14 protein-coding genes are annotated in these 16,860 nt (G+C 44.1%); 10 read left to right on the top strand and 4 right to left on the bottom strand.

Annotated elements, in window-relative coordinates:
* From citE to ACYQ0Y_RS07105, 3 genes are all read left to right on the top strand, one after another.
* Positions 1–915: a citrate (pro-3S)-lyase subunit beta gene (gene citE / locus ACYQ0Y_RS07095; protein WP_407882777.1), complete on the top strand. Its 915-nt coding sequence runs from the start codon at positions 1–3 to the stop codon at positions 913–915.
* Positions 905–2,443, top strand: a complete 1,539-nt coding sequence (gene citF, locus ACYQ0Y_RS07100) for a citrate lyase subunit alpha (protein WP_407882779.1) — start codon at positions 905–907, stop codon at positions 2,441–2,443. The genes citE and citF overlap by 11 nt, the downstream gene beginning before the upstream one ends.
* A 261-nt stretch (positions 2,444–2,704) precedes the next feature.
* The gene (locus tag ACYQ0Y_RS07105; RefSeq protein WP_407882781.1) at positions 2,705–3,601 is read left to right on the top strand and encodes a LysR family transcriptional regulator; all 897 of its coding nucleotides are present in this window, start codon (positions 2,705–2,707) and stop codon (positions 3,599–3,601) included.
* Between the two features lie 94 nt (positions 3,602–3,695).
* On the opposite strand, the gene ACYQ0Y_RS07110 is transcribed toward ACYQ0Y_RS07105, so the two are convergent.
* Positions 3,696–5,564 carry an FAD-binding protein gene (locus ACYQ0Y_RS07110; RefSeq protein WP_407882783.1) on the bottom strand — a complete coding sequence of 623 codons (1,869 nt, stop codon included), beginning with the start codon at positions 5,562–5,564 and terminating at the stop codon, positions 3,696–3,698.
* A 185-nt stretch (positions 5,565–5,749) separates the two neighbouring features.
* Between ACYQ0Y_RS07110 and ACYQ0Y_RS07115 the strand changes: the two genes are divergently transcribed.
* Together ACYQ0Y_RS07115 and ACYQ0Y_RS07120 are read left to right on the top strand one after the other, a co-directional pair.
* The gene (locus ACYQ0Y_RS07115; protein WP_407882784.1) at positions 5,750–6,676 is read left to right on the top strand and encodes a LysR family transcriptional regulator; all 927 of its coding nucleotides are present in this window, start codon (positions 5,750–5,752) and stop codon (positions 6,674–6,676) included.
* A 71-nt stretch (positions 6,677–6,747) separates the two neighbouring features.
* The gene (locus tag ACYQ0Y_RS07120) at positions 6,748–7,749 is read left to right on the top strand and encodes a tRNA dihydrouridine synthase (RefSeq protein WP_407882786.1); all 1,002 of its coding nucleotides are present in this window, start codon (positions 6,748–6,750) and stop codon (positions 7,747–7,749) included.
* 102 nt (positions 7,750–7,851) lie between these two features.
* Here the strand turns inward: ACYQ0Y_RS07120 and ACYQ0Y_RS07125 are convergent, their stop codons facing one another.
* Both ACYQ0Y_RS07125 and ACYQ0Y_RS07130 read right to left on the bottom strand, forming a co-directional pair.
* Positions 7,852–9,081, bottom strand: a complete 1,230-nt coding sequence (locus ACYQ0Y_RS07125) for an ABC transporter permease (protein WP_407882788.1) — start codon at positions 9,079–9,081, stop codon at positions 7,852–7,854.
* Positions 9,078–9,971 (bottom strand): ABC transporter ATP-binding protein, encoded by an 894-nt coding sequence (locus ACYQ0Y_RS07130; protein ID WP_407882789.1) that lies wholly within the window; start codon positions 9,969–9,971, stop codon positions 9,078–9,080. Before ACYQ0Y_RS07130 ends, ACYQ0Y_RS07125 begins: the two co-directional genes overlap by 4 nt.
* Before the next feature lie 276 nt (positions 9,972–10,247).
* Here ACYQ0Y_RS07130 and ACYQ0Y_RS07135 point away from each other — a divergent pair, with 276 nt between their 5' ends.
* The 5 genes from ACYQ0Y_RS07135 to ACYQ0Y_RS07155 all read left to right on the top strand — a co-directional run bounded on the left by ACYQ0Y_RS07135 (position 10,248) and on the right by ACYQ0Y_RS07155 (position 15,138).
* Positions 10,248–10,640, top strand: coding sequence for a tautomerase family protein (locus ACYQ0Y_RS07135; RefSeq protein WP_407882791.1), 393 nt, complete (start codon positions 10,248–10,250; stop codon positions 10,638–10,640).
* A gap of 306 nt (positions 10,641–10,946) precedes the next feature.
* Positions 10,947–11,795: an aldo/keto reductase gene (locus ACYQ0Y_RS07140; RefSeq protein WP_407882793.1), complete on the top strand. Its 849-nt coding sequence runs from the start codon at positions 10,947–10,949 to the stop codon at positions 11,793–11,795.
* A 476-nt stretch (positions 11,796–12,271) separates the two neighbouring features.
* A complete protein-coding gene (locus ACYQ0Y_RS07145; protein WP_407882795.1) occupies positions 12,272–13,072 on the top strand; it encodes an alpha/beta hydrolase fold domain-containing protein in 801 nt (266 codons plus the stop codon).
* A gap of 284 nt (positions 13,073–13,356) precedes the next feature.
* Entirely contained in the window at positions 13,357–14,706 is a 1,350-nt protein-coding gene (locus ACYQ0Y_RS07150; protein WP_407882797.1) for an MFS transporter, read from the top strand.
* 3 nt (positions 14,707–14,709) lie between these two features.
* Positions 14,710–15,138: a MarR family winged helix-turn-helix transcriptional regulator gene (locus ACYQ0Y_RS07155; RefSeq protein WP_407882799.1), complete on the top strand. Its 429-nt coding sequence runs from the start codon at positions 14,710–14,712 to the stop codon at positions 15,136–15,138.
* 127 nt (positions 15,139–15,265) lie between these two features.
* On the opposite strand, the gene ACYQ0Y_RS07160 is transcribed toward ACYQ0Y_RS07155, so the two are convergent.
* On the bottom strand, positions 15,266–16,672 hold the full coding sequence (locus tag ACYQ0Y_RS07160; protein WP_407882801.1) for a DHA2 family efflux MFS transporter permease subunit: 1,407 nt from the start codon (positions 16,670–16,672) through the stop codon (positions 15,266–15,268).
* Positions 16,673–16,860: the final 188 nt, after the last annotated feature.

A 16,860-nucleotide genomic window follows, 5' to 3' on the forward strand; every position in this document is an offset into this window, starting at 1 on the left:
ATGGCGGAGACAGAAGAACGATTACGAAGAACCATGATGTTTGTCCCAGGAAATAACCCGGCGATGGTTAAAGATGCGGGAATTTACGGGGCAGACTCGATCATGTTTGACCTAGAAGATGCCGTTTCATTAGCGGAAAAAGACGCGGCTCGTGATTTGGTTTACGAAGCCCTGAGCAGCCAAGACTACGGTGAAGCAGAACTGGTTGTGCGGATCAACGGGGATGATACACCGTTTTATCAAAATGATGTTCGTGCGATGGTTAAGGCCGGTATCGATGTCATTCGCTTGCCGAAGACGGAAACGGCTGAAATGATCACCAGCCTTGAAGCGGATGTCTTAGCAGCTGAAAAAGAATTTGGTCGCGAAGTGGGCTCCACACATTTAATGGCTGCTATTGAAAGTGCCAAGGGAGTTCTCAACGCGCCAGAAATTGCCGCTGCTTCTGACCGCATGATTGGGATTGCACTATCTGCTGAAGACTACACCACAGATATGAAAACCCATCGCTATCCAGATGGTGCCGAACTCGAATTTGCCCGAAACATGGTGCTCCACGCCGCTCGAGCAGCTGGGATTGCGGCGTTTGACACAGTCTTTACCAATATGGATGATACGGATGGTTTCTATCGTGAAACTCGCTATATTCATCAACTTGGCTTTGATGGAAAATCCTTGGTTAACCCGCGGCAAATTGCGATGGTTAATGAAGTCTATCAACCCACCCAAGCGGAAATTGATAACGCTCGTAATGTGATTAATGCGATTGAAGAAGCCCGTTTGAAGGGTTCTGGTGTTATCTCAATGAATGGGCAAATGGTAGATCGCCCCGTTGTCTTGCGTGCTCAACGGGTGATGCGCTTGGCAAAAGCATCTCACTTAGTGGATGAGGAGGGTAATGACCTTGAAAAATAATGTAAATCGTGACTTACCAGACGAATTGATGACGCAATTGCAATATCAGCCTTATCAAACGACCGAGATTGGTCATCCAGAAATTCAGCGGGTGGCACCTAAGGTTCGGGCCCAAACTGGTGACGATAAGCTAGTAAACTCGATTGAAGATGTTGTTAAAGCAACGGTTAAAGATGGGATGACCATCTCTTTTCATCACCACTTTCGTAATGGCGATTTTGTCTTTAATCAAGTGATGCGGGTGATTATTGATGCAGGGATTAAGAATTTAACACTGGCACCCTCGTCATTGACTGGGGTGATGAACGATATGGTGATCGAAGCAATCAAAGCCGGTACTGTCACGAATATTACCAGTTCTGGCATGCGGGGTTCATTAGGCGACTTTGTGTCTCATGGTGGTTTGAAGAACCCAGTCATTTTTCGTTCTCACGGTGATCGGGCGCGTGCCATTGAACATGGTGATATTAAAATTGACGTGGCTTTTCTTGGGGTGCCAAATGCTGATAAATTAGGCAACGCGAATGGGATGGATGGTAAGGCGGTCTTTGGTTCATTGGGCTATGCGTTAATGGACGCTCAATATGCGGATCAAGTGGTTTTGCTGACAGATAATCTCATGCCATATCCGAATACACCGGCTTCCATCAAACAGACGCAGGTGGACTATGTGGTTCAAGTTGATAAAGTTGGTGACCCTGACAAGATTGGTTCAGGAGCGACGCGGTTTACCAAAGACCCTAAGGAATTGAAGATTGCCGAAACGGTGAACAACGTCATTGTAAATTCCCCGTACTTCAAAGATGGCTTCTCATTCCAGACTGGTTCCGGCGGAGCAGCCTTGGCAGTTACCCGGTACTTGCGCCAGTCGATGTTAGATAATCAAATTAAAGCATCGTTTGCGCTAGGTGGGATTACCAAGCCAACGACCGATTTATTAAATGAAGGTTTGATCGACAAAGTGATGGACGTGCAAGACTTTGATAAGGGTGCGGCCGATTCGATGCACACCAACCCTAACCAACAAGAAATTGACGCCTCCTGGTATGCAGATCCCGATAACAAGGGCGCCATGGTTGATCAACTGGATGTTGTCATTTTAAGTGCGCTAGAAATTGATACCAAATTCAATGTCAACGTAATGACGGGTTCTGATGGCGTTATTCGTGGGGCCATTGGCGGGCACCAGGATGCGGCGACTGCTAAACTGACCATTATTTCTGCGCCCCTAGTTCGTGGACGGATTGCGACAGTGGTCCCAGATGTGACAACGGTAATTACGCCAGGGGACTCGATTGACGTTTTAGTCACTGAATATGGGATTGCGATCAATCCTAAACGTCAAGATTTGCAGCAAGTGTTAGCAAACATTCCGGGTGTGCCAGTTTATACGATTGAACAGTTACAACAGATGGCTGCGGATAAAGTAGGCCATCCTGAACCATTGCAATTTACGGATCGAGTTGTTGCGTTGGCCGAATATCGAGATGGCACGATTATTGATGCTATCCACGAAGTTAAAGATTAGTGTCGAATGGTTACGGCAGGAGCTGACTGAAAGTGGCCTCATGTGGTATGAGTGATATCAATTAAGGTATCGAATACTAAAGGTTCCGCCGTTCCAGTAAAAATCACCTATCTCCTGAAAATGGAAAATAGGTGATTTTTAATTGTCTGGATCATTGATACGGCCTTGAACGACGCCATTTTTGAAACAACGGACGGCCTGCATGGAAAATATGGTAATCTTACATTAATTAAAAAATTAGCTTGGTCAAAGGGGTGCCCCATGAATACACGTGATTTGGCTTATTTCTCGGCGTTAGTGACGCAAAAAAATTATACAGTGGTCGCCAGTCAGTTTAAAGTGAGTCAACCAACGATTACAGTGGCTATCCAGCGTTTAGAAAATGAGTTTGGGGCACCACTCGTTCAGCGTGATCGGGCCCATAATAAATTAGTCATCACTCGTGCGGGGCAACTTTTATATCAACGAGCACAACGTATCTTAAAGGATTTAGACCTGGCCTACCTTGAAGTTGAACAAGCGGAACAATCGACAATTCGTTTCGGCATGCCACCGATTATCGGGACAATGTGGTTTCCACTGATTGCCGGCGAATTATTTTCCAAGGGCTTGCTTCACTATTTGGAAACGCTGGAGGTTGGTTCTGATCAACTGTTAAAGGAATTAGAAGCTGGTAAGATTGACGTCGCTTTGTTAGGTTCAGTGCGACCGATGCATGAAGCTAATTTAGGTAGCACGTTGCTGGCAGCTCATCCATTTCGAGCCGTTGTCAGCAAGCAACATCCCTTAGCTGACCAATCGGCCATTGCGTTTGAACAACTCGCTAATGATAATTTTGTGACGATGACTGGTAAATTTGTTCATCCACAAGCGCTTAAAGCGTACAGCGATTATGCGGGCTTTACGCCCAATGTCGTCTATAGCACGCCGGTGTTGTCACTGATTAAGGGGCTTGTGCGCGCCAATCTAGGTGTTAGCTTATTGGTTGACGATGCCATTCAGCCCAGCGATGATGTGGTTGCGTTGCCGCTAACCGATCCATTGCCCGAACGTTTTAACATGTCATTAGTGATTCGCAAAGCATTCATGCCGAACCCGGTTCAACAGGAGTTTATTAACGTGTTGACTGGATTGAAAGATGCGGTGGGAAAGAAGTAGCGACTAAAATCAGCCGTCACTAGCCAATTTGGTTAGTGACGGCTGATTTTTATATTATCTCTTAAAGGACTAGAAGGGCTCCTCAGGAGATCAATTAGGCAACTGTGTTTGTTGCTTTATTGATGGCATCTTTGACGGCATCTTTAATCGCATGGCTAGTAACGGAGGCACCGGATACGGCGTCAACTTCATACGTATTCGCGCTAACTATACGATCCGGCATTTCTTTGACCGCACGACCACCAACTTCACTGGTTTCGCTTTGTGAAACAATGTCGACATTGATTAACTGCCCAGCTTTATACGTGATTCGAACGATAATTTGGCCACCGATACCGTTATCACTGATACCTAAATATTGATCTGGACCAAGTGGAATTTGATCAAGATCTGGTTGAGCAGTAATCAAGTCGTTATCGTTAGTTGCCACTGTTGTTGAATGCTGACTAGCCCCAGTGGTTGCGTCAGTCTCAGCCGATTCAACCGTGTTAACGTTGTCTGATTTTGGCTTTGCAGCATTTTCACCAGCAATTTTTCCGAAGATTAAGCATTCAGCCAAATTGCCACCACCTTGGTACTGATTGGCAGAGATGCCACCTAATTCGCCAGCACCATAGAGATGCGGAATTGGTTGACGATTGGCATCAAGGATTTCTGCTTGTGCATTGCGTCGTGGACCACCCTGAGTGTTAAGTACATCATGAGTGAGTTCGACTGCATAAAACGGTCCTTGGCTGAAGGCACGCATCGTTGTTGGATTCCGATGGAAGGCGACGTCACGGGCAGTTTGAGCAGCGATGTTAAAGTCAGTTACTGTTTCGGAAAGAATTGTAGGATCGGCTTCAATCCTAGTTGCTAACTCGGTTAATGAATCAGCCGTAATCAGGTCATCTAAAAAGGCTGGGTAAGGCAAGGCTTTAGCTGCCTTAAAATCCGCTAATTGGTCCTGATCAAAGACTAGGTGTGGATGGACATTGGTTTGTGGGACGCGCCACATGCCATGGTCATAAATATGGCCATGACGATTCAGCTCGTCCTCCTTAAAGTAACGGCTACCATCATCAGCGACGGTGATGACACTACCGGAGTACATGGCTGCACCTGGATTAAGCAATAATTGAGCTCGTTCACCATCTTTTGGCTTGAAGGCTAGTCCATGAAGAAAGCCCAATGCCTCGTAATTATGCATATGCCACATATCTGCGCCGACTTCTTCAGCCATCCGAATACCATCGCCTTTGTTGTAGAGACTGCCTAAGACGGCCAAATGATCTGCACCAAGATAATCTTGAATAGCTTGATGATCGTTTTCGAACCCCCCTACTGCTAGCACAACGCCGTTTTTAGCTTGAACATAACGTGTCTGACCGTTTCGTTCGATTGAGACACCAAGAATCACTTTGCTTTCTGGATCTTGGATTAAATGTTTAGCTGGTGAATTTAACCACACATCGATTGAATCAGAACGATCCAGCACCTTTTGACGTAAAATTTGCCAAAGAGCGGCGTCAAAGAGGCCTTTATGAACGGTTGTAAAGTCATAAGATTGGACACCGGGGAATTCTGGATATTCATGAACTGCGGGTTCAAGCGGTATTGGGGCAACGGGAGCTAGGTCTTTAACGCCACTTACTGGCACGACACCTAAATATCGTCGAACATAATCAGGAATGTCGACCATCCCTTGCACGTATGTGTCAATCATCGATTCATCAAGGTCCATCGGTGCAGTGAGCGCCTGATAGTATTGTTTAAGTCCATTAAAATCAGTGCCGGTACCAATTAATTGTGCGGAATACCGTGTGTTACCACCTTCATGGCCATTGGGTGCGGCATCAGTCAATAAAACCTTAGTGTCTGCATCGGCGGCAAATCGAGCAGCAGTTGCGCCAGCTCCGCCGAATCCAAGTACAATCACGTCATAAGTTGCATCCCAAGTGGGAGAGGTAAATTTTTCATTCATGAGAAAGGATCCTTTCTGCGTAATAAGATTCAAGTTAATTGTTGAGCAAGTCCTTGCATAGATTATGTAACCGCTGTCAATAAAAGTGAAATTCGAATTCGCATCAACGATCATGACCAAATTGTCATGATTTGTAATGCGGTAAAATAGGGATAGCACACTAAAGATCACGGAGGAAAGGGATCATGACAGAACGTTTAACCGAATTTCTGACTGCGATTAACCAATTTGACACGTTAACAGCCGCTGCTCAAAGTTTGTATGTTAGCCAATCTTACATCAGTCGCCGACTTAACAATGCTGAAAAAGAATATGGCGTTCGACTAGTTGAACGGCAGCGAATCCCGGTTCATTTAACTTATGCAGGTGAGCGCTTGCTGTCCTATCTACAGCGGGAACAACAGTTGCAACAAGCCAAATTAACTGAAATGAACCGATTAGGAGAATTTAAATTTGGATCCATTAGCATTGGGATTAACCAGCCCTTAGCCGCCACTTGGCTTCCACAATTACTGCCGGACTTTTATCAAGTTTATCCGCAAATTCACACTGATTTACGAGAGGTGACAACTTCTAAAGCTGAAGGTATGTTACTGGATGGACAATTAGACGTGTTTATCGGTAAGACGATCTATCATCCTCAGTTGGAATCTAATCCTTTGGGGGTGATGCCATTGTCATTATTAGTCCCACAAAATTCACGTTTATATCGAGCGGGAATGTTTCAGCGAACAGCAACGATCCAAACGATTAGCCAGTTAAACGGTGAAAATTTTATTGCAATAGGTAATGAATCTCGTTTCCAAGAAGTGGTTAATCATCATTTTCATGATAGTGGTATTCATGTTAACTCGCGAATTGAAGCGAGTGATTCACGCGTGGCAATTCAGCTTGCACTAAAACAGCTTGGCTGTGTTATCGTTTCTCAAAATATGGTTGCCTCACTAGATCAAAAACTACCGATCAATATTTTTAACTTTGATGAATCATTGCTAAGCCTGGATTTTAGTGTCGCTTATCGATTGGCAGAAATGCCTTCGCAAACAACGGCAAGGTTTGTCGAGCTTTGTGTGGAAAAGGCTCAGCGCCTCATCAATACCGTGCCAATGTAATCACGTGCACATCCTCCCAAAATCGTGGTAAGATACCCGATGTTACTAAACAAAGGTAAGGAGATCTTTTCGTGATTCAATCAAACTACTGGCAGACGATTGCGGCGCAGGCGCGTCAGGAACATCGGCCAATCTTACAGCTAGCGCCCATGGAAGCAGTGACCAATGCGGTGTTTCGACGGGTAGTTGCGCAAGCCGGCGCTCCCGATGTTTTTTATACCGAGTTTGTCAACGCTAAGAGTATTACACATGCACAAGCAAAATTTTCAGCGCAGGGTCGATTATATGTGGCTGATGATGAAGCGTCCACACCGATTGTTCAATTATGGGGCGATGAGGGGGAAGACTTTGTCAAAGCCGCTGCAGCTGTTAAACAGCGTGGATATGAGGCCATTGATATCAATACAGGCTGTCCAGATGCCACGGTAATTAAGAATCATGGCGGCAGTGACTTAATTCGACACCCGCAAGTTGCTGCAGAGGTGATCGCAGCTGCCAAGACGGCGGGGTTGCCGGTCTCAGTTAAAACACGATTGGGTTTTAGTAAAATCGATGAATTTAGGACTTGGATTCCATTCTTACTCGAACAAGATGTGCCCATGCTGACGATTCATTTGCGGACGCGACAAGAAATGAGTAAGGTGCCTGCACATTATGAATTAATTGATGAATTGGTCAAAATGCGCGATCAGATTGCGCCACAAACGCTTCTTGCCATCAATGGTGATGTTGCCGATCGTACGCAAGCCACTGAATTAGCCAATGCGCACCCTGGGCTAGACGGCGTCATGATCGGTCGGGGAATTTTTACCAATCCATTTGCGTTTGAAGCAAATCCGCAACCACATTCCACGACTGAATTGATTCAGCTATTGGAAACGCAACTGGATCTATTTGATGATTTTTCTGCTCGTTATGACAATCCACGCTTCCCGTCACTCAAGCGTTTTTTCAAGATTTATATTCGCAATGTACCTCACTCAGCTGATTTGCGTAACCAATTAATGGAAACGAAGAGTACTGATGAGGTTCGGGAAATTTTAGCTGCAAGTCCAATCATTCATGCATCATGAATTTTACTCTAAAAAAGACCTTCTTTGCCGCCTTTACCCCCTCAAAAAGCTGAAACATCTTTTGGGGCAAAGGTTGTTGAGAAAGTCTTTTTTAATAAGAATTTAAGCCTGTTTTTGACGTCGAAAATTAAACCAACGGCGACGCGTGCTGTAGTCTAGGACATGACGACGATATTCACGTAACGCAACCCATGTGAGTGCGATCAATGCCATAAAGGCTAAGCCGACGCTAATCCAAACCTCAGTTAGCGAAGCGTTGCCAACTGCATAGCGTACAGGCATCAGACTTTGGGAGAGAAATGGCACAAATGAGCCAATCCGAATGAGGAGACTGTTACTGTTCACTGCGATAAAGGAAATGATGTAGGCAATCATGCCAATAGTGGTGAGCGGTGAGAGCACTTGACCAACTTCTTCTTGGCGAGTGACCATTGCTCCTAGCATGGCCGCAATGACGGTATACAACATGATGCCAACTAAAAAGTAAGCAATTAGGACACTGATCATACCTGGCTGAATTTGTTCAAAAGAGAACTGTTTCAGTGCACCAACATTCTGATGAAGGATTTTGACACCAATCAGACCAGCAATACCAGTAACCATCACCTGAAGTACAATTAATGCCAACATACCAGTAATCTTGCCGAAAAATTGAATGTCTGGACTGACCGAGCTAACCAGAATTTCCATAATATGGGAACCTTTTTCAGTAGCAGTCTCCTGGGCAATTAAACTAGCATATAGATTAATAAACATGTAAATCAGTAGCGTGACTGCAAAAGCCACTGCTGTGTTGGTTCCCTGCTGGTTGGAACGTTGACGTCGAACGTGGCCGTTTTGATAAGCGACGTTTTGAGTATGATAACTGCTTGGCGTGAATAATTCCTGTAGTTGCTTGGCGGTTAAACCTAAGCGAATAGCTGTTTGACGAATTTTAAGTGTGTTCAAATTATTCTTGAGGGTCGATCCATTCAAGGAGTTCCCATTTGTACGTTGACGATAGGTGGCTGAAACATTGGTATCAGTAATTTTTACCACAAGGTAACCATCAATTTTTTCGTTGGCCAGTTGCTTTTCGGCCGCAGTTCGTGACGTCAGTTGACGATTAACGTGATAGTCCCCATGGGTAGGCGCGTTGATTAAAGCCTTACGAAAAGTACTATGATTACTAATCACAGCAATTTGCGGTGTTTTTTGCGTTTGCTGATTGATGAAGACGAACAATGCGACTAAGGCAATTAGAATCACCGGGAATAACAAGGAAATAATGTAGGCCCGTGATTTTAAATTTTTGCGGATGACTTGCCGGGCGACAATTAATAGTTTATTCATTGTGTAGCACCTGCCTCAATGCGGAAAATTTCATCTAAAGTCGGTGGTTCTTGGGAGAATTCCGGAATGTAGCCTTGAGCCGTGGCAGCCGTAAATATTTTTTTGCCCACTGATTCTTCAGCCAACGTGAGATAAAGGGCATTTCCCTGTGAGGTGATATGAGTAACTCCAGGGAAGGTTGCTAGCTGTTCTTTAGTTAATGGGGAACGTAAGCGAAGTCGGGTATTACCAAATTGTTCCCGAATACTGATGGGAGTCCCCTGTAATACTGTGTTGCCATTACGCAACATGAGCAAGGTGTCACTGACTCGTTCTACATTGGCCATATCATGGGAAGAAAAAATAATACTAGCCCCCTGTTGTTTCATTTGTAAGATACTATTCTCTAATAATTGGGCATTAACGGGATCGAGACCGCTAAAGGGTTCATCTAGAATAATAAGTTTTGGTTCATGAATAAGGGTAGCAATCAATTGAACCTTCTGTTGATTGCCCTTGGATAGGTCTTTGATTTTATCAGTTAAATTTCCTTTCACATTGAAGCGATCCATCCATTGGGGTAATTTTTGTTTGGTAATGCCTGCTGCTTGTCCGCGTAAGGCGGCGAAGTAAACAACTTGTTCTTGAATGGTCATCTGCGTGTATAAGCCTCGTTCTTCGGGTAAAAAGCCCACTGTATTATAGTCAGCAGGAGTTAAGGGATGACCGTTCCATAGTACAGTCCCTGAATCTTCTGGTAACAGATTAAGAATCATCCGAAAGGTGGTCGTTTTACCAGCGCCATTTTGGCCAATGAGCCCCATAATTTGCCCATCTGCGATGGTGAAGGATTCATCGGTGACCCCCCGATTTTGACCAAATTGTTTAGTTAAATGACTGACTTTTAGCATTGTGTGTACCTCACTAGAGATTAATCATGACAATTTTAGTATACGGGTTCAGGCTTGATAAACCAACAAAGTTCGGCACTACAGTTCCATGCATTGATGACGGATGGGCCAAGCTGAAAAAGGGCGGATTGTGTTCAGTAAACGTTCAAAGGGGCACTGGTACTACAGAACTATTCTATATTTTGAACCAAGTTTCGATGACAAACAGCTGTTCTTGTTTGCGAATTGAGTAGACCTGGCCTAGACTGAGCTCAACTAACTCATGGAGGGCTTAACATGCCATTAATGAAATTTGATTTAATCAAGGGACAGCGTTCAGAGACAGAAATAGATCAGTTACTAGAGATTACTTATGAAGTTATGTTGTCAACATTTGGAGCGCCAGTGGGGGACCAATATCAAGTCGTCAACCAACATGATTCTTACGAAATGAAGATTAAGGACACCGGTTTGGGTATCAAGCGGACGGCTCAAGTGATGGTTTTAACATTAGTTACACGGCCAAGAACGACCCAACAGAAGCAAGCCTTTTATCGACAGTTAGTTGACCGATTACATAGTGAAATGGCGATACGCCCTGAAGATGTGGTGATTAGTCTAGTGGTCAATCAGGATGAGGACTGGAGCTTTGGTAATGGTGAAGCACAGTTTTTGACTGGCGAACTTTAAGGCCCGGTATTGTACGATCCATTTTATAGTCAGATGGTGAACCTAAAGATTATTACCTGCTTAGCGTCAGGCCTGTTAAAGAATTTAGACGAGTTTAAAAGTGTGCTGACTGGGTCTAATCAATAATCTGTACTATTGTCAGTGTAACAATTAAGCAAGGCTAACTAACGTAATTTAACTTGGCATATGCAGCAGGAGGTCTAATTTGAGTAAAGTTAATCATTACCGTTCTCAGTAAAGAGGACAATAATCAGTAATAGAAATTTTGATAAAAATCACACAATTATAATAGGTGGAGGTTTTAAAATGGCAGTTTTAACAGATCCTTTTATGCTAAGTAACGGGCATCAAATTCCAAAAGTCGGGTTTGGTACCTGGCAAATTCCAGATGGAGATGCGGCGTATCAGGCAGTCAGCAATGCGTTATCTGTTGGGTATCGGCACATTGATACGGCCCGAAATTATCAAAATGAAGCGAGTGTTGGTCGGGCGATTCATGATGCCAAGGTCGACCGGAAAGATTTATTTGTCACTTCAAAATTGCCAGCGGACATTAAGACATATGATGGGGTGATGGCATCGTTTGAGGAGACATTTACGGCGTTAGATGTTGACTACTTGGACTTGTATCTCATCCATGCACCATGGCCATGGTCTAAAATCGGTCAAAGTGACGATGAAGGTAACATTGAGGCATGGTATGCCATGGAAGCGTTGTATCAAAGTGGTCGCGTCAAAGCGATTGGTGTGTCAAACTTTAATGTTCATGACTTAGAGAACCTCTTTACTAAGGCAACGGTTAAACCAATGGTGGACCAAATTCAATACTATGTTGGATTTACAGAACCCAAAATCACGACATTTGCTAAAGACAATGATTTACTGGTGGAAGCCTATTCGCCATTAGCTACTGGTGATTTGCTGAAAAATGAGATGGCCATCACAATGGCGCAAAAATATGGTGTTAGCGTGGCGCAACTCGCCTTGCGTTTCTGTATTCAAAACGAAGTCCTACCACTCCCTAAAGCGACGAGTTTGGCACATATTGAGGCCAATACAGAATTAGATTTTGAAATTCAACCCGCTGATATGTTGACATTGAACCAGTTTGCAGACCCAGCGCCGCAGCATTTTCATAACGAGACTCAAGGTTAGGTCGACTAATAATTTTGACTCAGCCGGAGAAGTTAACTGGACATCTTTAAATATTTGAAAAAACTCCCTTTAAAAAAAGCACCGCAGCTAATGAATGCTGACTTGCCTTAGAGGGAGTTTTTGTCGAGCAACACCAACCTGATCCTTGTGCTTAACTCATCGCAGCCAATTGACCAAGATCGTCAATCCGCTCCGATACGTTAATGCTCAGGATCACCCGGTTGGCTTTGCCCTGAGTTTTTGTCGAGCAACACCAACCTGATCCTTGTGCTTAACTCATCGCAGCCAATTGACCAAGATCGTCAATCCGCTCCGATACGTTAATACTCAGGATCACCCGGTTGGCTTTGTTCTGAGTTTATTGAGCGGCCGATTGATTACAAATAAGCCCGCTATATTTTATCGGAGTACAATCATTACCGCTTGGTCAAATGACGCTGTTATACTGCGGGCATCAATCAAGGGAGGCATTTGTCGTGGCGGAAATTAAAGTTGAAAAAGATGTTGAATATGATGCAAAAAATGGTTTACAGCTAGACGTGTACCAAGACGCTAGCCAGGCCAGCGATCAACGGCGCGCGATTATCGATATTCATGGTGGCGGTTGGTGGCTCGGTTATAAGGAAGAAGAGACTGATTGGGCAACTGATTTTGCTAAACACGGTTACATCGTGTTTGTCCCTAATTATCGATTAGCGCCGAAAGTTCTGTACCCAGCGCCAGTTGAAGATATCCTAAATGTTTTTAACTGGATTAAGCAGTCTGACTATCAATTTGACCGTTCCAAGATTGGCGCGGTGGGGATGTCTGCCGGCGGGAACCTTGCCATTGAATTATCACTGCAAACCGGAATCCCAATCGCTTCTTGGTCAGGAATTATTGATTTAGATACTTGGGTTGAAAAGCATCCTGATGTTGTTGCGTCGAATAAAAATGCGCCTGTGCCAGGTACACCAGTCGGGGATATTAATCAAGACGGCAGCAACGATCCATATTACAAATGGTTCGTGTTGAACTACGTGAATGGCGATTTAGACTTATTGAAAAAGGCTTCGCTGTTGAACCGGATTACGAAAACGGCAGGACCAATGTTTATCGCTAATTCATTAGATGAAATCGTACCAACAGATGGTATTCTACGCTTGCAGCAAGAATTAACTGACCAGCAGATTGAAACAACGGTTCAGTTTGTTACTGGTAATCGGCATGGTGAGGCCTTTATGTCACACACGCAGGCCGCAACGCTCGCGTTCTTTGATGATCACTTTACCGAATAGGTGGGATAAATCTAGCCAATAACTGGACGACTTGAACTGTAATCACCATAGTACTTTCGATATGGCACACGCCTTGTATCAGCAGAGGCGTGTGTTTTTGTGTTCGCTCATACATGATTAAATGAGATATATGTCATGGATAGTTGTGGTGAAAATGCTGTAGTTAAACAGGATGTTTCAAATTTTTTAAAAACCTCATTGACTTTATATGCATGTGCATGTATGATGATCCTTGCTGTTTTAAATGCATATGCATTTATTTTGAAAGAAAGTGAGATTTTATCATGACGCAACGTCAACGATTATTAACGGCGACAATTTTGCTCTTAACCGCTTTTACGGCTCTTTTAAATCAAACGCTGATGATCACGGCGTTACCGATTATGGCAACAACGTTACATGTTTCGCTAAACTTGGCTCAGTGGCTCACGGCAGGTTATGTATTGATGATTGGGTTAACCACACCTTTATCAGCCAATCTTGCAGAAAAATATACTAGTCGGCAACTATTTTTAAGTATTGTCGCAGTCTTCATACTGGGAACGATTATTGGTCCCTTGACGACTAACTTTGCGGTTATTCTCCTTGGTCGACTTATTCAGGCGATGGCAGGTGGCGTCCTTACGACTTTTGTGATGACTAGCATGATCACGATTTTTCCGCCAGAGCGGCGTGGAACAGTGATGGGCTATGTTTCACTTGTTATTTCAGCAGGACCAGCGATTGGTCCTAGTCTTAGCGGGTTGATCATGGCTCGTTTCCCCTGGCAATTCCTTTTCTACTTAATCCTGCCAATTATGGTATTAGCCTTTTTGGTGGCTTGGCGCTGGCTACCCAATTATTCCGAACCGCATCTAGTCAATATTGATACACGTTCGGTTATTAGCTCAATGTTAGGTGTTGGGTTAATGCTGACTAGCATGACCGTTTTTGGTCACCATGCTGGCGTTGCAGCCTTGATGTTGTTGGCCGGGTTCATTATTACTTGGGACTTTTTAAGACGACAGGTACGCATCAAAAAACCACTATTAGATGTCAGCCTATTTAAAAAGCCGAGCTTTTCCCTCATGATTCTCATTACTATGCTGATCTTTGCTATTTTAATGGGAACGGAGGCGCTCATTCCAATTTATGTCGAAAATGTGGTTCATAGTTCCAGTTTGATGGCTGGACTAGTCATGTTACCTGGGGCTGTGGCCAACGCAATCACTGCGCCACTTGTTGGCCGATATTACGATACGCACGGAGTTCGTGGACCTTTGCTATGGGGTCTGGGAATTCTGTTGATTTCATCACTCCCGTTTTTGATGATGACGGCGACAACCTCACTAGGTTGGTTAGCAATTGTTTATGTTGTGCGGATGATTGGTGTTTCGATGATTATGTCTATCACGGCGACGGAAGCACTAAAGGATCTGAATCCGTCTCAGATTGGGTATGGTACCGCTTGGACCAATGCGCTACGGCAAATTAGTGGTTCGGCGGCCAATACATTGCTCATTATGGTATCTTTAATTCCGAGCCAACTAATTATTGGTTATCGATTGGCCATGGGTGTCACACTTGGTGCAGCCGTGATTTTAACTGGTGTCTGCCTTGGCTATTTACGAAATTATCGAACAAGCGAGGCGTAGGCAATGGCACAAACGACGGATAAAATCGAAAAATGGGCTTCAATGTTTAACCGGGCAATTCGCGATTGGCTAAATCATGAACTCCGCGATTTTTCAGATTTAAATGACAGTAATTACTACTATATTTTGATTGTGGTAGAAACGCCTGGTGTGTCACAACGTGAGCTGATCGCGGCCATTGATCGCGAACAAAGTATTGTAACTAAAGCCGTTCGCCATTTAGTTGCTAGTGGTTGGCTGCGGATTGAACGTGATCCAAGTGACCGGCGAAAATCGGCTGTTTATGGCACTGATAAGGCTATGGCTCAGTATCCAGTGATCAAGGATATGGCCACTCGAGCAAATTATTTTGCAACTCAAGGGTTGACGCCTACAGAAGGTCAAGAATTGGAACGATTACTTAAAAAAGCAATTGATGGTATCCAGCAATAATTATTAAAAATTATTGTTTTTTCATGCAAATAGACCCCTTGAGTTAGCTTTTAGTGATAACTCAAGGGGTCTATTTCAATTCAATAAATACGGCCGAGTAGCCTCAATGGTTCTTACTATAGCTGATTTATCTTTTAGTACGTTGCTGCTGATTCAAATGCAGGCCAACAGCCAACACGATAAAATTAATGAATAAAATACCGCTCAATACGATGAAAGCTCGATGGGTTCCCAATTGTGTTCGATAGGTGAAGCTGGCCTGATGCGAAGCCTGTGTTAACGCGACAATCGCCGAAGCAATCGCAGTTCCGACCGCGCCAGCGAATTGTTGGACGGTATTATAAATTGCGTTGCCATCACTCTGTTGACTAGCTGACAGTGCGCTGATGCCAGTTGTCATGATGTTACCGAAGGCTAGTCCAGTGCCAAACATAAAGATTAAGTACCATAGTAGCAAGTGATTAGCGGTTAAAGACATGGTAGTTATCGCGAGGCCGGCAACAGCGATTAATTGTAACAAGGCACCTGTTAAGATGGGAAAGCGGGGGCCAAAGTGATCTAATATGCTACCGCTCAGGGGTGCGAATAAAGCGCCAATGGCAGCACCTGGAAGCACGATTAACCCAGCCACCAATGCGGTCTTATCATTGACAAGTTGAAGAAAATTAGGCAACAAAAAGGAGAGCCCAAGCGAGGTTGCCTGTAACAAAAAGAAACCAAGTAGATGCCAATTAAAGACTGGTTGTTTGAAGACAGCAACATTAATTAATGGTTGATTGACCCGTTGAACGTGCCTAAAGAATCCGATAATTGCCAAACTACCGACGACGAGGCCAGTGATGGTGAACCACGGTTTAATTGTAATTAGGGTCAATTGACTGATACCTAAAATCAGACTGATAAATGCTAGAGCAATTAGTAGCCAACTGACAGTATCTAAACGGACATTCTTAGTCGGGCTGACTTGCTTAATGGCCGTTAAGCCAAGCAAAAGCGACAGTAATAAGATGGGAATTAAGAAAATGAAGATATCGCGCCATTGTAAATTACTGACAATTAAGCCACCATATGTAGGACCTAATGCCGGCGCAACAGCGGTCACCAGTGTACCAATCCCCATCAATAAGCCAATCTTATCCAACGGAGCTTGTTCTAAGATGATGTTGAACATCAAAGGAAGCGCAATTCCGGTTCCAACCCCTTGGATGAGGCGGCCGACTAACAGTAGGGAAAAAGTGGGGGCAACACTGTCTAAGAGAAGACCACTTAAGAAGAGTAAATTAGCGGTCAGAAAAAGTTGGCGTGTTTTAAAGCGCTGTTTTAAAAACGCGGAAATTGGTACAAAAGTTGCGACAATCAGTAAATAACCAGTTGTTAGCCATTGAACAGTACCCGTCGTGATGGCAAATTGCTTCATCAATACGGGAAAAGTAATATTCATGGCCGTTTCCACCACTACCCCGGCAAAAGACATCAGGCCAGTGGCAAAAATTGCAAGAATCAAGTTGACGTTTAAAGTGCGTGTTGGCGCCAAAAGAAAACCTCCTAAAAATTGAACCGCTCACGAGGATGCGTGAGTACACTTTTGTTTATAGCATAGTCACCGTAAAGGAGTAAGCTTTATTTTTGAAAAATCAGGAAGGAATCCTTACAGCCTAAGTGATTGTTGCGGGCTAGTGACAGTGTTACCATGTTTTTTGTCGAGCTACACAAGCCTGCAGT

This window comes from Furfurilactobacillus curtus (assembly GCF_054657915.1).

Excerpts from the sequence above, each read along its gene's own strand:
- ACYQ0Y_RS07125 (WP_407882788.1), bottom strand. The coding sequence starts at position 9,081 with ATGAATAAACTATTAATTGTCGCCCGGCAAGTCATCCGCAAAAATTTA.
- citE (WP_407882777.1), top strand. The coding sequence starts at position 1 with ATGGCGGAGACAGAAGAACGATTACGAAGAACCATGATGTTTGTCCCA.
- ACYQ0Y_RS07140 (WP_407882793.1), top strand. The coding sequence starts at position 10,947 with ATGGCAGTTTTAACAGATCCTTTTATGCTAAGTAACGGGCATCAAATT.
- ACYQ0Y_RS07115 (WP_407882784.1), top strand. The coding sequence starts at position 5,750 with ATGACAGAACGTTTAACCGAATTTCTGACTGCGATTAACCAATTTGAC.
- ACYQ0Y_RS07105 (WP_407882781.1), top strand. The coding sequence starts at position 2,705 with ATGAATACACGTGATTTGGCTTATTTCTCGGCGTTAGTGACGCAAAAA.
- ACYQ0Y_RS07155 (WP_407882799.1), top strand. The coding sequence starts at position 14,710 with ATGGCACAAACGACGGATAAAATCGAAAAATGGGCTTCAATGTTTAAC.
- ACYQ0Y_RS07110 (WP_407882783.1), bottom strand. The coding sequence starts at position 5,564 with ATGAATGAAAAATTTACCTCTCCCACTTGGGATGCAACTTATGACGTG.
- ACYQ0Y_RS07150 (WP_407882797.1), top strand. The coding sequence starts at position 13,357 with ATGACGCAACGTCAACGATTATTAACGGCGACAATTTTGCTCTTAACC.
- ACYQ0Y_RS07130 (WP_407882789.1), bottom strand. The coding sequence starts at position 9,971 with ATGCTAAAAGTCAGTCATTTAACTAAACAATTTGGTCAAAATCGGGGG.
- ACYQ0Y_RS07135 (WP_407882791.1), top strand. The coding sequence starts at position 10,248 with ATGCCATTAATGAAATTTGATTTAATCAAGGGACAGCGTTCAGAGACA.